The sequence below is a fragment of the Roseibium sp. FZY0029 genome, assembly GCF_036350355.1.
GTDB lineage: Bacteria > Pseudomonadota > Alphaproteobacteria > Rhizobiales > Stappiaceae > Roseibium.
Genome location: NZ_JAZDVZ010000004.1, coordinates 341,458 through 355,824 on the forward strand (window position 1 = coordinate 341,458; position 14,367 = coordinate 355,824).

At 60.0% G+C, this 14,367-nt stretch carries 13 protein-coding genes; 6 read left to right on the forward strand and 7 right to left on the reverse strand.

The window, feature by feature from the left end; genetic code table 11:
• Window positions 1-8: 8 nt before the first annotated feature.
• Both V1T76_RS13225 and V1T76_RS13230 read right to left on the reverse strand, forming a co-directional pair.
• Entirely contained in the window at window positions 9-359 is a 351-nt protein-coding gene (locus V1T76_RS13225; RefSeq protein ID WP_330561121.1) for a hypothetical protein, read from the reverse strand.
• A gap of 220 nt (window positions 360-579) precedes the next feature.
• Window positions 580-1,113 (reverse strand): winged helix-turn-helix transcriptional regulator, encoded by a 534-nt coding sequence (locus tag V1T76_RS13230; protein WP_330561122.1) that lies wholly within the window; start codon window positions 1,111-1,113, stop codon window positions 580-582.
• Between the two features lie 46 nt (window positions 1,114-1,159).
• Between V1T76_RS13230 and V1T76_RS13235 the strand changes: the two genes are divergently transcribed.
• The 3 genes from V1T76_RS13235 to V1T76_RS13245 all read left to right on the forward strand — a co-directional run bounded on the left by V1T76_RS13235 (window position 1,160) and on the right by V1T76_RS13245 (window position 3,219).
• A complete protein-coding gene (locus V1T76_RS13235) occupies window positions 1,160-1,531 on the forward strand; it encodes a VOC family protein (protein ID WP_330561123.1) in 372 nt (123 codons plus the stop codon).
• 270 nt (window positions 1,532-1,801) lie between these two features.
• The gene (locus V1T76_RS13240; RefSeq protein WP_330561124.1) at window positions 1,802-2,170 is read left to right on the forward strand and encodes a group I truncated hemoglobin; all 369 of its coding nucleotides are present in this window, start codon (window positions 1,802-1,804) and stop codon (window positions 2,168-2,170) included.
• Complete coding sequence (locus V1T76_RS13245; RefSeq protein ID WP_330561125.1) at window positions 2,167-3,219, forward strand: adenylate/guanylate cyclase domain-containing protein; 1,053 nt, start codon at window positions 2,167-2,169, stop codon at window positions 3,217-3,219. Before V1T76_RS13240 ends, V1T76_RS13245 begins: the two co-directional genes overlap by 4 nt.
• A gap of 213 nt (window positions 3,220-3,432) precedes the next feature.
• On the opposite strand, the gene V1T76_RS13250 is transcribed toward V1T76_RS13245, so the two are convergent.
• From V1T76_RS13250 to V1T76_RS13270, 5 genes are all read right to left on the reverse strand, one after another.
• A complete protein-coding gene (locus V1T76_RS13250) occupies window positions 3,433-6,342 on the reverse strand; it encodes an AsmA family protein (RefSeq protein ID WP_330561126.1) in 2,910 nt (969 codons plus the stop codon).
• A gap of 283 nt (window positions 6,343-6,625) precedes the next feature.
• A complete protein-coding gene (locus V1T76_RS13255; protein WP_330561127.1) occupies window positions 6,626-7,768 on the reverse strand; it encodes a DUF1513 domain-containing protein in 1,143 nt (380 codons plus the stop codon).
• On the reverse strand, window positions 7,758-8,837 hold the full coding sequence (locus tag V1T76_RS13260; protein WP_330561128.1) for an imelysin family protein: 1,080 nt from the start codon (window positions 8,835-8,837) through the stop codon (window positions 7,758-7,760). The genes V1T76_RS13255 and V1T76_RS13260 overlap by 11 nt, the downstream gene beginning before the upstream one ends.
• Window positions 8,837-10,366 carry a di-heme oxidoreductase family protein gene (locus V1T76_RS13265; RefSeq protein WP_330561129.1) on the reverse strand — a complete coding sequence of 510 codons (1,530 nt, stop codon included), beginning with the start codon at window positions 10,364-10,366 and terminating at the stop codon, window positions 8,837-8,839. The genes V1T76_RS13260 and V1T76_RS13265 overlap by 1 nt, the downstream gene beginning before the upstream one ends.
• A gap of 82 nt (window positions 10,367-10,448) precedes the next feature.
• The gene (locus V1T76_RS13270; RefSeq protein ID WP_330561130.1) at window positions 10,449-11,711 is read right to left on the reverse strand and encodes an imelysin family protein; all 1,263 of its coding nucleotides are present in this window, start codon (window positions 11,709-11,711) and stop codon (window positions 10,449-10,451) included.
• A 308-nt stretch (window positions 11,712-12,019) separates the two neighbouring features.
• Here V1T76_RS13270 and V1T76_RS13275 point away from each other — a divergent pair, with 308 nt between their 5' ends.
• The 3 genes from V1T76_RS13275 to V1T76_RS13285 all read left to right on the forward strand — a co-directional run bounded on the left by V1T76_RS13275 (window position 12,020) and on the right by V1T76_RS13285 (window position 14,286).
• Window positions 12,020-12,496 (forward strand): tellurite resistance TerB family protein, encoded by a 477-nt coding sequence (locus tag V1T76_RS13275; protein WP_330561446.1) that lies wholly within the window; start codon window positions 12,020-12,022, stop codon window positions 12,494-12,496.
• Window positions 12,497-12,590: 94 nt separating this feature from the next.
• A complete protein-coding gene (locus V1T76_RS13280; RefSeq protein WP_330561131.1) occupies window positions 12,591-13,346 on the forward strand; it encodes a glutamine amidotransferase in 756 nt (251 codons plus the stop codon).
• A 427-nt stretch (window positions 13,347-13,773) separates the two neighbouring features.
• A complete protein-coding gene (locus V1T76_RS13285; RefSeq protein WP_330561132.1) occupies window positions 13,774-14,286 on the forward strand; it encodes a GNAT family N-acetyltransferase in 513 nt (170 codons plus the stop codon).
• Window positions 14,287-14,367: the final 81 nt, after the last annotated feature.

Here is a 14,367-nt window from a genome sequence, read left to right on the forward strand (position 1 = left end):
ACCCGTGTCTATTCCGCAAAGGCGCTCTGCACGGCCTGGCTGAAAACCAGGGCCCGGGCATCGAGTGTCTCCTGGTGGTCACCATCAAACGCGTGAACCATGGCGCGGAACTGTTTTGCTTCTTCGCCCAGCTCGGGCTCCCCGGCTGGCCGGCGGAGATGGATCAGGGCCTGTTCGTGCCTGACCACAAGGTCTGCCAGATGGAGGGCGGAGCCGATCATGTAGGCCCGGTACTGCAGGCGTTTGACATGATCGATCCTGTGAACGTCCGGCTCCTGCAAAAGCTGCCAGAAACCGATGACATTCGTGCAGGCGGTGCGCATCAGGCGACCGCATTTCTCTTCGTCTGACCGGGACATGCTTGCCTCGCAAGATTCGCCACGACCTCACAAGCGTAGCGCTACATCCGGAAACTGCAATGAACCAGAAGAGTCATGAGGCCCCGCCACACGCCCAGATTCATTGATTTTGAAATTAACCCTCAGAAACAGATACTTGCACGGTGGACGACGTAGGGGAAAACCGCACCTCCAGAGCGAAAAATGCAACCACAGGATAGAACTTTGGTTCACATCCCGGTCAAAACCCGCCGGCGGAGATCACCTGATTGATTTCCAGTCCTGCATTTACGGCATGATAGATCGGGAAGGGCGTACGTTGAGACAGGTCGATATCCCGCCTCAACCACTCCTTTTCCTCCAGTACACCCAGGGACTTCGACAGGGCCCGGTCCGTGACTGGCCCAAGACCGGACTTGATGGCCGAAAATCGGCTCGGCGTTCCCGTCACCGCCAGGATCGGGACGGTCCAGCTGCGTCTCAGTATGGCAAAGGCATCCTCGTTCGGAACGATCTCCTCGATTCGGCTCGCCATGGCGGCGGCAACCTTGCCGTTTTCCGTAAGCCGAAACTCCGGCCGCAAGGGATGGCCGTGGCCAGGGTTTCGCTCGATCAGCCCAAGCTGGATCAGAAGGTCAAGGCTTGCCGCAAACGAACTGCGGCTTGCCCCCGTTGCTGCAATCAATGGAGCTTGGCGCCCGGGAAGGCCTGCATGCAGCTGAGCGAGAATTTTCAGGGACCAGGCCTTGGACGTGAGGTTGACAAGAAGCTGCATATTCATGTTTTATAGCTACTATACTTTTGCTACATAAGGAAGTCTCATGCCTGTCGTTTCACTGGATAACACGATCACCCTCGCCCTCTCGGTTCGCGACAGGCAGGCAAGTGCCGACTGGTATGCGGAAAAGCTCGGGTTCGAGCTGCTTTACCATATGGATGACGCTGGCTGGAGCGAGTTGAAGACCTTGACCGAGGGCGTGACCCTGGGGCTGGGCGAACAGTCCGAACCCGCTCCGGGAAACACTGTTCCCGTGTTCGGTGTGGCCGATATCGCCGTTGCCCGCAGTGCACTGGAAAAAGCGGGGGTCAATTTCGACGGGCCGACAGAAACCATCGAAGGCATGGTCAGCACGGCAACCTTCTACGATCCGGACGGCAACGCTCTCATGTTGGCCCAGGACCTGTCCAAATAGCGGGTTTCAAGAGAGAGGATATCCCGGAAGGCGCGGTGACACTCTGTTGCCGTGCCAACGCCGGGCTTTTCGCGCTCATGTACTGGAACACAGGAACACCCCGCCCCGCCCTAACACGGCGATTAACCGACCACCGGAATGTGCGAGAGACCCGCAGAGAAAATCCGATTATGTGACCCAGAGGAATAGAAAGCACAAAATCTTTGCATTGGCAGAATAGTCGACTACTCTCTTATTCTTGATCTCATTCTGAAAATTGAGTTCTGCGGCATGCCTGCGACATTGTTTGAAAAGTACGGCGGCTTCGGCTCGGTGAGCCGCATCGTAATGACTTTTTACGATAAGGTTCTCGATTCCGAGGACATCGGCGACTTTTTCGACGACGTCGACATGACGCGTCTGATCGATCATCAGACAAAATTTATCTCCTACCTTTTGGGCGGGCCGATTTCCTATTCGGAAGAGCGGCTGAGACGAACCCATGCCACCCTTGACCTGAACAACGAGGATTTTGACGAAATCGCGCGGCTTCTGCGCGAGACGTTGGTGGAACACAAATTCGACCCGGGTGACATCAAGTCCGTGATGCGGGAAATCGAAGCCCGCCGCTCCGCCATCCTTTCGACCGGTGCTCCATGAGCATCACCGCCATCAACCAGCAGCTCCTGCGCGCGATCGGTGTTGGCATTGCCGTAGTCGGCAGCAAGGACCTGCAGGTTCTTTTCCAGAACGGCCCGTTTTCCGATTGGTTTGGAAAACCAGATGCCGCTGCGGCGCTCACCGATCTGCTGCCGGATATCGATATCGAAAAGCTCCGCGCGGAAATAGAAGACCAGGGCCGCTTTACCGGCGAAGTCTCCGTCAAGATGAAGCGCCGGACGCTGGTCATCGCCTTGACGGTCTCCCCGGCCGAGGAGCAGGATTTCCTCGTCGTCGAGTGTCAGAACATCACGCGGATCCGCGAACTGGAATCGATGATCGAGAGTTATTCTTCCATGGTCGAGCGGAATACGCGGGAACTGGAGCGGGAAAAGGAACGTGTTGAACGCCTGCTCCTCAACCTGATGCCGCGCTCGGTCTACGAGGAGTTCAAGACCTTCGGTGTCGTCACGCCTCAGCTTTACGAAAGCGTTTCCGTCGTGATGCTCGACTTCGTGGGCTTCACGAAATTCTCCTCGGAACATGATCCGACGGTCACGCTCGGGGAGTTGAACGACATCTTCACCGCTTTCGACCGTATTGCGGAGCAATTCGGTTGCGAGCGAATCAAGACCATCGGTGATGCCTATCTTGCCGTTGCGGGCATGCCCGAACCTTCGCCAGACCACATGCGTGCGGTTGCCAATTGCGCCGTCCGCTTCATTCGCTACCTGGAACGCAGAAACCAGAGCCATCAACACAAGTGGCTGGCGCGGGTCGGACTGGGCACGGGACCGGCAGTCGGTTCGGTCGTCGGGATCCAGAAATATGTCTATGACGTCTTCGGTTCGGCGGTGAACCTCGCCGCACGACTGCAGGAATTCGCCAATCCTATGTGCGTTGTGGCGCCTGATGCCATGAAGGAGTTCCTGGTGGACGAATTTCACCTGGAAGACCTCGGCAAGCGCGAGATCCGCAGTTTTGGTGAAATGCGGCTGATGCGGGTCAACCCCGGTGTCGAACTGGCGCATCGGGCAAGGCAGTTCTGAACGCACACGTCCGCTGCCGGACGAGCTCAGAGCAAATCGCGTTTTATCGGAGCCGCTTTTCGCTGCCTGAAATCAGAGATTTCAACGCAAAAGGCGATGCAGGATTTTCCGGTTAAATGCGGCACTGCTCCCGCATCCGAACAGACGGTTTGAAATCGACGACACAGAAGGCAATGCCGCGCCGAAGCGCAGCACCTTCACCCGGTTGCGCCGTCAGTTCTTCTTTTTCTTCTTGTTTCCGAACACGTTGCCCAACAGCCCGGACGGCAGGCCGAAGCCTTCTTCAACCGCTTTCAGAACTTCCTCGTCATCGACATCACCCTCGAGAACCTTCTGAACGTCGATCTGCGTCTTGCCGCCGGTCGCCTGATTGATGACCTTGTTGGCCTGGTCCACCAGCTCCTGAGACGGTTCCTTCTTGCCCTGCAGAATGGAGATCAGCTCGCCGCCGGTCTGCTGCAGTTGCTTGTAGGCCGCTTCCGGGTTCTCCAGTATGCCCTTGATGTCCGGATAGATACGCGGATCGTTCCACGGACCTTCGATCACGATGGGCACACCGAGGCCGGCCAGCTTCTTGTCTTCGCCCTTCCGCCGAGGCTGCGGAGCCTGACCTTCAAGTGTTGGCACGATCTTCGGCTCCACACGCCAGGAAAGGCGCTGCCCCGGCATGTCCGTCGTGCCCTTGCCGGTCATGCGCACCAGGGGGCCAACCAGAGACAGGTCGTCCGTCTTGGCGATGCCGTTCTGGATCTGGAAAGTCGACCCGAGCGAGCTGAAGTCGGTCTTGGCAGACGGGTTGGCCTGCCAGCCGAGCAGCGTTTCCACCGAAAGGCCACGAACCATTTTCGGCACGTTGATGCCTTTGATTGCACCGTCGGCGAACTTGTAGTCGGCCGTCCCGTTCAAGGCCTGAACCAGCGCCTGCTCGCTGCCACCCTTGGCCGTGACATTCAGGTTGATGTTGGCCTTGCCTTCGATCCAGCTGAAATCGGCAGCATCGCGCAGCAGCGGGTAGGCATTGAGTTCGACGAGCGCAAATTTTGCGGCAACCTCAGGCGTGGCAGCGGCTCCGTTAAGCGTAACAGTACCCGTGCCGGAGCCCCCGTAAAGCGCCAGCTTTTCCAGGTTCGCGGTCAGCACACCGTTCTTGATGGTGGTCGATAGCGCGCTCTGGTCGATCTTGATCTTGTCCCAGCGGATTTCCCTGGTGGTCAGTTTGAAGTCGGCATCGATTGCGTTGAGACCGGAGAAATCGATCGGTTCCGTGCTCCAGCCGCCCGAGCCGCCGCGTTTGCCGCCACCGCCGCCACCCGAAGCGTTTCCGGACGCCTTTGTGGAACCGCCGCCACCACCGCCGGAAGACGATGTGCCTCCGAGATAGGGATCGAGCACAAGCTCCCGCAGATCGAGCCGAGCCGTGACGTTTGGCTTGCCGCCCAGAACGATGCGCCCGTTGGCTTCGCCCGAGGTATCATCCAGGGTGAAACGGGTTTCCTCGAACGAGATCGTCTCGCCCGCAACACCGAAGATGCCCGACGCCTTGAAGCGCTTGAGACCGCCGCCGTTGCCCAGAGGCTTGCCCAGCCAGGCCATGAGGCCCCGCAGGTCTGCCGTGTCGACACTGACTGCACCGTCAAGCGCACCGTTGCGCGACGCTCTGCCATTGAAGCCGGCGCTGACGCGATTGCCCTTCACTGTCACCGAAACAGGCGCGGCTTCCCCGGCCAGCAGACGGGCAGTGTCGCCCTCGCCGGTCACGCTGAAAGCTTCCCCCCGCCAGGACAGCGCGCCGCTGAGCGAGACCGGTTGCTCCAACCCCTGAAGATCGATATCCAGGGCAAGGTTCGTCAGGCGGTCAGCTTCCGGATCGCCGCCGACAGCCGACGAGAGCCCCAGTCCGCCGACTTCGCCCTCGGCAATGCGCACGCCGCCGTTGATATCAAGCCCGGCAAGCAGCTCTTCACCTGTCTGCCCAGCGGTTTCGAACGCCAGATCCACGCTGAGCTTGCCGCTGGCCGGCAGATCCCGGCCCGCAAGCTTCAGGAGATCGGCAATCGAACCATCCTTCAGCACCAGCCGGCCGGAGACTTCAGGAACGCTCCCCGACAGATCCGCATCCGCCGCACCACCAAGAGAAAGCTGACCAAGCGTGATATCAAGATCAGCCAGCGACAACATAGCCTCGGTGCCTGCAACCTTGGCCGACACGGCAAATGCTCCCGGATCGGCAGCCAGATCCTGACCGGCCAGCGCCGCGAGAGCCTTCAGGGATGGCCCGGCGGCAGTGAGAGCCAGGTCAGCACGCACCGGATCCAGGCCGGACTGACCAGTGACGGAAAGGCTGTTTTCACCGCTGGAAATCTTCAGGTCCACCGGAACCTGCTCCCCACTCATGAGGGCAAGCGGGTTCGTCAGGGATCCTGTGACCGCGACCGGCATTTCGCGGAACGTGAAGCTGGATGTCAGATCGACCTCACCCGACAGGCTGGGCGCCTGCAGGCTGAGATCAAGGTTGGAGAGACGAACCGGCTCGGCAGCGTCCGGCGCCTTATAGGTCACCGTGCCACCGGTGATCTGCAGGCTGTCGACACCAATGCTCTTCAGGTAGCCGTCTGAACTTGCAGCCGTTTCTTCCGCGCCCACCTCAGAAGCAGGCGCTGGTGCGCTTTCCGCCACCGCAGCGGTTTCGGCGTCACCGGTTTCCGCCTCGATCAGGTCGCCAATGTCGCTAATGTCGCGGCGCGGCTCCCAGCTCGTGGTGCCGTTCGGGCCGATTTCCAGATAGATGTCCGGCTTGTCCAGGGCAATTCCGGTCACCTGGATGTTGCCGGACACCAGACCGCCCCACGCCAGACCGAACTCGACACGCTCGGCCTTGGCAAACTCGATCCCGTCTGCCCCGGCCTCACCGGCCAGGCCAATGTCTTCGGCAACCAGGGTAAAGCCCGGGAAAAGCGAAAGGGACACAGGCCCGTCGAGGCGCACGCGCCAGCCAAAGCGCTTGTCCACCTGTTCCACCACCTGACGCTTGATTTCGTCCTTGGGCAGGAACAGCGGCACCACCAGAACGATGGTTGCCAGCAAGAACAACAAGCTGCCCAGTCCGATCAAAAGCCGACGCATTTAGTGTCTCCCCGTCGCGAATCGGTCCCCAATGTAGACCAATCGGGCTGGAACGTCCCCAAGCAGAAGCAAAGGCTTTCGCAGGAAAGAAGACGGAACGCTCAATTACCGGCAAATCGGTCTACAGCGCCACACCCCGGTTCCGGACCGGCATACGGACGCGGCCAATGTGCCAGCCGATTTTGACAAAAGCAGGAAGTCTGCCGAATTTGCCGCCGATTGGCACCATTCAGTCAGAAAACGGCTTGAGCACGTGCAAGGTTCCGTCAGTCGTTGCCCTGTCTCAGGACAGGGCAAACATGTGATTGTCCCAGGAGATCCCCGGCGGGCGAGCCAGGATTTCCGCCGGCTGCGCGGGGTCGCTCACAAGAGACAGCGCTCCGTTGCCGTCGGATATCAGAAAGCTGCCCTGATCGATTGGCGCAACGCCGCATCCGTCCGCAATCGCCTCGGCCCCCAGGAACGCGCCGGTATCGGCATTCCAGAACAACGTCTGTCCACCTCTGGGCGCTGAGGTCGCAATCACGTCGCCGCTGGCGTTGGCGGTCACCGAGCCGATGTAGTTCTGCAGGCCTGACGCAATCCCGGTTGGAATTTCTGTCAGGATCGGCGCCTCATCTTTCGAGAACACGCCGATCAGTGGCGGCAGGTCCGTTTCCGGGCCTTCGAACTGACCGCCGACCCACGCGCGCCCTTGTCCATCCAGCGCCATGTGCCGGAGCGACAACTGGTGCAGGGAGGCGTCCAGTGCGTGGCTTGCAAGGAGATCGCCGGTTTCCCTGTCCACAAACACCACCGTTGGCGCCATCGTGTCGAGATTGAGCTTCTCGCGCCCCTTGTCCGGATGGGTCATGATGCCGCCGTTGGCGACGACCAGCGTCCGTCCGTCCGGCGCCAGAAGGATGTCATGCGGTCCGATGCCATGCGTTTCGATCTCGCCGATCCGCTGCACCTGACGGCCGCTCATGTCGTAGACACCGAGGACCCCGCGCGCTGTGGCGTAGTCGTTTTCCACCGCATACAGCAACTTGCCGTCGGCGGAAAAACAGCCGTGGCCATAATAATGACGACCCGCTTCCGCCGTCAGAACCTCCGGCGCCACATCCTGAAACGGTCGCACCACGACCGCGAATGTGCCGGGCCGGCGGGCAAAAGCCACAAACCGTGTTTTGTCCGGTGAAATCGCAACACCATGGCCGCGCCCCGGCAGCGTGATCCTGGCCAGAACCTGCCCGAGATCATCAACGACACCGACGCCATAATCGCCGTTTTCAAGCTTGTAGGCGCTCACGAACAGCGGCACGCCTTCAGATGCCTCGCGGCTCAACAGGCTTTCCGCCAGCGTCGAACCGGAGAAGGCCGGCAACGTGGCAAGGCCGCCCAGCGCCGCCAGAAATCCGCGCCGGGAAAGAGGTTTAGTCACCATCGAGCGCATTGAAGCCTCCTGCCAGGTTAAGCGCACCGGCAAGCTCAAGAGCAATCGTGTCACGAAGCGATTTCAAGGTGATCGCCAGAACGGCGACCTTGTCATAGGCATCGCCTTCCTCGAAGGACTGGCGCAGGGGCGGCTCGAGTGTCTCCAGAAGACCGATGGCATTGTCGAACTCGAAGTCGACCGCGTTATAGATCCAGGTGAAATCGTTCGGGGTCAGATCCATGAGATCAAGAGAGGCAAGCGCCTCCTGAACGCCGCGCATTTCGCCGACGAGGTAAACCACGCTGTTGCCGGAGCGCGAAAAGGGAAACCGCGTCGCCTTGGCCTTGTCCCTGCCTGTTCCAAGTGCCGGAAGAACGTCCTGGTCGCGGGCGATGATCAAGCCTGTCACCAGCGCATTGAACACACTTTCCAGCGCTTCCTTCGAGGTGTGAAACCGTTCGTTGCCACCTTCAGCGGTCAGGAGCACAGCGCTGTAACCGTCCGGATCCTGCCAGCCTCCCGCGATTTCGCCTGCCATCGCCGCAAGGTTTTCCGAAATCGCCAACGCGTATCCGCATGTGAAGGCCTTGTCGTCGCCCGCCTGTCCCAACCGGACCGCGCTGTCCTTGTCGAAAGCCAGCAGCTCCAGCGCCGTCAGCCCCTGGACCGCAACGCTCTTGTCCTTGAGAGTGTCCGCCGAAAGCGCATCCTTGTCTTCAGAGGCCAGAACCTTGCGGATCTGGCGCTGCGTGATGCCGCGCGGATCGGGCAGAAAAGCCAGCCGGCTGAGGCGGTCGTTGTCGATCAGCGGGCCGAACCGCAGAAAGTGCACATGCGCAAAGTCGCGCAGCGTTTCCGAATAGACCGCCTCGAATGTTTCGACCGACGCTGCGTCCGCCTTGGCGCAAACCCCGCGCACAACGTCCGGAAGCTTTGCCGCAGTCTCTGCGAACGCACTGGTTTGCGGCCTGATATAGGCCTCGATCAGGTTATCGAGCTTCGGCTCGTAATCCGTGGCAAACGCGGGCTGGATGGTGACAGCACCAACGGCAAGAACGGCGAAGAGCAAACGGCGCATCAAAGGGACTCCAGAAAACGTATCAGCGATTGCCTGTCAGACGGCGAAAGCGCAACAACCGCATCGCGCGCTTGTCTGGCTTCGCCATCGTGCCACAGCACCGCCTCCAGCAGGTTTCGCGCGCGGCCGTCATGCAGGAACCGCGTATGACTGTTGACGGTTTCGGTCAGGCCAATGCCCCACAGCGGCGGCGTGCGCCACTCCTGGCCACCGGCGTCACCCACCGGGCGGTTGTCGGCAAGGCCGTCTCCCATGTCATGTAACAGGAAATCCGAATATGGCCAGATCAACTGAAACCGGTGCGCGGGATTTTCCGCCTTCCGGCTGGTGACGAACTTCGGCCGGTGACAGGCCGGGCAGCCGGTCTCATAAAATACCTTCTTGCCCTTCAGCACCTCGGGATCTTCCACGTCCCTGCGCATCGGCACGGCCAGGTTCTCGGAATAGAAAGTGACGAGATCCATTACCGGATCCGGAGCTTCCGAAACGCCGAGGTTCGCCTGTTCCCCATGCGGCAAGGCCCGGCAGGCGGCCTGCGCATCTGTGCAGTCGCCGTAATTGTCCGGCATCTGCGGCGTGGAAATACCGATGTCTCCGGAAAACGCAGCAGCGGACTGGGCACGGATCGAAGGCTTGGACGCTTTCCAGCCGAAACGGCCGAGCGTCAGCACACCGGTTTCAGGGTCGCGAACCCGGCTGACCTTGCCGGAAATGCCGTCGCCATCCTCGTCGTCGGGATCTGCAAGGGCTTCGATGTCACCGGGATGAATGGCCTGCACCAGGCCAAGGCCGATCATGGGCGGCGCCGCGCGCGGCGAAATCATGGTGTCCGGATGCATCTCGCCATAGCCGAGATCCCGGACCTTGTAGAAGGGCTTCTGCAGCACCGCCGTTTCGCCGCCGGCAAGTGGAACCTCGATTTCTTCCACCTCGATGTCGAAGCGACCTTCGCCTGGCAGGCCCGGCACCGCAAAAGTCTGGAACTGACCGCCATAGGTCGGCTCCGGCACAAGCATGATGTCGCGATCGGCCAGCGCCTGGCGCTGCCCTTCGGTTTGCGGCGGAATGGACAGGCGAAGGAACAGGGAAACAGCGTCTTCGCCCGGCAGCGGCGGCCGGCCCCGGCCGTCCTTCAGATGACAGCCCTGACATGAGCGCGCGTTGTAGAGCGGCCCGAGGCCGTCGGATGCCTGCGTCGACGAAGGGGAAGAAGCCCAGAGTTTCTTGAACAGGCCGTTGCCCACCTTGAAGGTGGCCTGTTCCTCGAAGGTCAGATTGGCGTTGGAGTGGGAATAGGCATCCCGGTTGATCCGCTTTCGGGACGTCCCGGCTCCGCCCTGCATGAGCTCGAAGGCTTCGGCGGCTTCGAAATCGGCCGGTGGCTGCAGAACCTTAGCGGCCTTGAGCCGGTCTTTTGCCGATAAATCGTCGCGGTAAGATAGCGTATCGTCTGAAAGGGCTGTGCCTGCCGCGAGGCAGAAACACAAAAAGACGCCTGTCTTGGCGCCCAGTCTGGGGACCAGTCTCATATTCGCATCCTGACTGTGATCCGCGAGCCCCAATTCGCGGACAAGCTGTCAGGCGGCTGGAGCCGCCTGACGATTTGTTCGATTATTCGAAAACAGCGCCCGGGTTGTCCAGGCTGTCCGACCCTTCGAACGCGATATCATCGAGCTCGAGAACCTTCACCACACGCTCGATGGAGGCCGTCTGGTCGATCAGGGCGTCTACTGCTGCCTGGACGACGGCGTTGCCTTCCTCGTTGCCTTCGCCGATCATCTGGTCGTAGGCTTCACCGGCTTCGGCCCGCGCCTTCATAGCTTCGAAAGCCGCCAGCGTGGCGTCGAGTTTCGTCTTCATTTCCTCTGCCAGCGCCGGATCCTTTTCCGCCACCAGTTCGGCGAGGGACGCACCGGACACATCGTTGCCAACCGGGCTCTCGTAGGAGCCGAAATAGACGTTCCGGATACCGACCACGTCGTTGTAATGCGACATGTGGGTGTTGTCGGAGAAGCAGTCATGTTCTTCTTCCGGATCGTGCAGCATCAGGCCAAGCTTGATGCGCTCGCCAGCCAGCTCACCGTAGGAAAGAGAGCCCATGCCGGTCAGGATGGTGGCAAGCCCACCGGCCTCACCCTTGCTCGCCAGTTCTTCGCGTGCAGCCCCGTCCGGAGCCCAGGCAGCAGCCATTTCCTCAAGATCGGAAATCAGCAGATCGGTTGCGGCCTGCAGATACTGGATGCGGCGTTCGCAGTTGCCGCCGGTGCAGTTGGCCGGATCGAAGTCGGTTGCCGGCCGCTCGCCCGCACCTGCATCGGTACCGTTGAGGTCCTGCCCCCACAGCAGAAATTCGATGGCGTGATAGCCAGTGGCCACATTCGTTTCCACTTCACCGGCTTCCTGCAGCGTATCAGCAAGAAGAGCCGGCGTGATTTCGGTGGCATCGATGGTTTCACCACCCACCTTGAGCGACGGATTGGCAATCACGTTGGCGACGTAGAAGTCGTTTTCTTCCGATTCATCACCGTAGGACGCGTCGACATAGTCGATCAGGCCTTCATCAAGCGGCCAGGCATTCACCTTGCCTTCCCAGTCATCGACAATGGCATTGCCGAAACGGTATGCCTCGGTCTGCTGATAGGGATCACGCGCTTTCTTCCAGGCGGTGCGCGCCGCTTCCAGGTTGGCCTCGGTCGGCTCGGCCACCAGCTTGTCGATGGCGGTCTTGAGCGACTTGGCCGTTGCCAGGGAGTCCGCATATTTTGCCTGGGCGATGTCGCCGTAGGTCGACAGAATGTCGGAAGGAGCCGCGGCTAATGCCGGTGTGACGAAAAGGGCGGAAGCGGCCAGAAGGCCAAGCTTGAAGGTATTCATAGATCCATCCCGTAAACTGTGCCGCCCTCGGTGCGCATGGACCTGCCCTGGGCGAAACCTGAATGATTTTGCGACGTGGAACCACGCCCAACAAGGAGAGGGAAAACATTTCATGAGGCAGAAAGTCAAGTTATAATTCCAAAAAAATCAATAGTTTAGAACAGTTCCAAAAAGTTGACTTGGAAATGCCGGATTGTCTTCCCATGTCCAGTGACCGAAAGCCGACAACAACCCTTTGATGGAAAAGAGGGAATGGTATAGCAATAAAACTGGCCTGTTTGGGGGGCCAGGCAACAGGAATGACTGACATGCTCAATGCGCTGAAAAGTTTTGTCCGGGAACTCACCTTTGGCGACAGCGGAGAAAAGACTTTCGCCGAAGATGACAAGCGTCTGGCCGCCGCGGCCCTGCTGTTTCACCTGATCGACATCGACGGCGTGATCGAGGAAAGCGAAAGCGCGAAGCTGCGAGAGATCCTGCGCAACCACTATGATCTTTCCGATAAGGAGACGACCGAGCTGATTGCCGCTGCCAAGCAGCGGGACGAGGAAGCCGTCGACCTTTACGGCTTCACCTCGGTGCTCAAGCGTACCACCGATGAAGAGGAACGCCTCGCCATCGTAGAGATGATGTGGGAAATTGTCTATGCTGACGGCCATGTCCACGAGTTTGAGGACAACACCATCTGGCGGGTCGCCGAACTTCTGGGCGTCTCCACGCGCGACAGGATGAACTTGCGGCACAAGGTAGCCCAGACGGCTCCGGAAACCGACGAAGCCGACTGAACGCCCACGCGATAATCAGGCCGGGCGCGTATTTATGCAGGATGATGCGGCAACGGGACTCGATTTTCGTGCCGACCTCCCTCATATTAAGTCCATGCTTTTTCAGTCCGATCCCGTGAAGAACCGACCGAAAGTCCTGATCATCCTGCATCAGGAGCATTCCTCACCCGGACGGGTGGGTCTTGAGCTTGTAAAGCGCGGCTTCGCGCTCGACATCCGCAAGCCCCGGTTCGGCGACCTTCTGCCAGACACCATGGAAAACCATGCCGGCGCCGTTATCTTTGGCGGCCCGATGAGCGCGAACGATCCTGACGCCTTCATTCAGAAGGAGATCGACTGGATCGGTGTTCCGCTTGCGGAGGGAAAACCCTTTCTCGGCATCTGCCTTGGCGCGCAGATGATGGTCAGACATCTTGGCGGTACGGTTACCGGCCACCATGAAAGCCTGGTGGAGATCGGCTATTATCCGCTGAAGCCGACCGATGCCGGAAAATCCCTGATGGACTGGCCGAAGAAGGTCTATCAATGGCACCGGGAAGGGTTCGACCTGCCCCGCGGCGCCGATCTTCTGGCCTCCGGGCCGACCTATCCCAATCAGGCGATCCGCGTCGGTTCCTGCGCCTACGGCATACAGTTTCACCCCGAACTGACCCACCAGATGATGGTCCGCTGGACGACCAAAGGCGCACCGCGCATGGAACTGCCCGGCGCACAGATACGCCGCGACCATTTCGCCGGCCGCTTCGTCTACGACCCCGCCGTCCGGAAATGGCTCGACCGGTTCCTGGACCTCTGGATCGGCACAGCCGCCGCCCCGGTTCGCCATGATCTGATGAAGGCGGCTGAATAACCGGTATTTCAGACCAAGGGCTTGCCAGGAGATTGCTTTTGCGCTGTCAGGCGCCTCCACCATTGTCATCCCCGCGAAAACGGGGACCCAAGCATGCCTCATAGCCTGTCTCCGTACCAAGCCCGCCCGGGAATACTGGATCCCGGGTCTGCGCTACGCTTCGCCCAGGATGACAATCTGTAGTCTGGAGGCCGCCGGAAAAGCGGGCCGAGACAGGCCTTTAGCGCGGTCCTGAGCTGCCTTCCCCGTCATTCCGGACAAGAGAGGCGGAGCCGAGCGCTGATCCGGAATCCAGACATATTTCGTGCTAAAAGCGCGTCCATATTCGAACCCAAGTGTTCGCTGCGCTTGCTTGGCTCTTCAGGTTGAGGCGGACTATGCGGAAAAACCGAAACCGCAAGCTTCTGGCAATCATTCAGGAGCGGGAGTGACACACGCTTTGGACCGTCCAGCCATTCACCTTCACAACGCCCGGCCAGAAGAAACAGAAACCCTGGCTCGCATTGGCCTAAAGGCTTGGCTGAACGGCATCGCTCCTCTTGTCCCGGACAAGGTCCGTCAGGGGATCCTTGCTGACAATCCGTTTCTTCCCTTCCTCAAGACACTCGGGCCTGCGGTGATCGTCGCGACAATCAACGGCGACCCTGTCGGCATCGGCGCCTGCGAACACGCAGACGACACTATTTCCGACATCTGGGTCGCTCCGGCGTTCGAAGGACGCGGTGTTGGCTCAGCCTTGGTCAATGCGCTGGAAACAGAGATCCTCGACCGCGGTTACCCTGTTGCCCACATCCAGGCCGCCGCGCTCAACACCCGCGCCTTCAGGCTTTATCGTCACCTCGGATACCGGGAAGAGTCGCGGCAGATCAGTTTCGACCCGATCCTGAAGATAGAGATGGAAAAAGTTGGACTATCGAAACAACTTCAGCCTTCAGCCTAGCGAAAAGCTGAGCAGCTTCTAGGCCAGCATTCGAAGAAGCTCGACTATCGTCTTTTGTTTCCCCACACACGTTTTCACCGG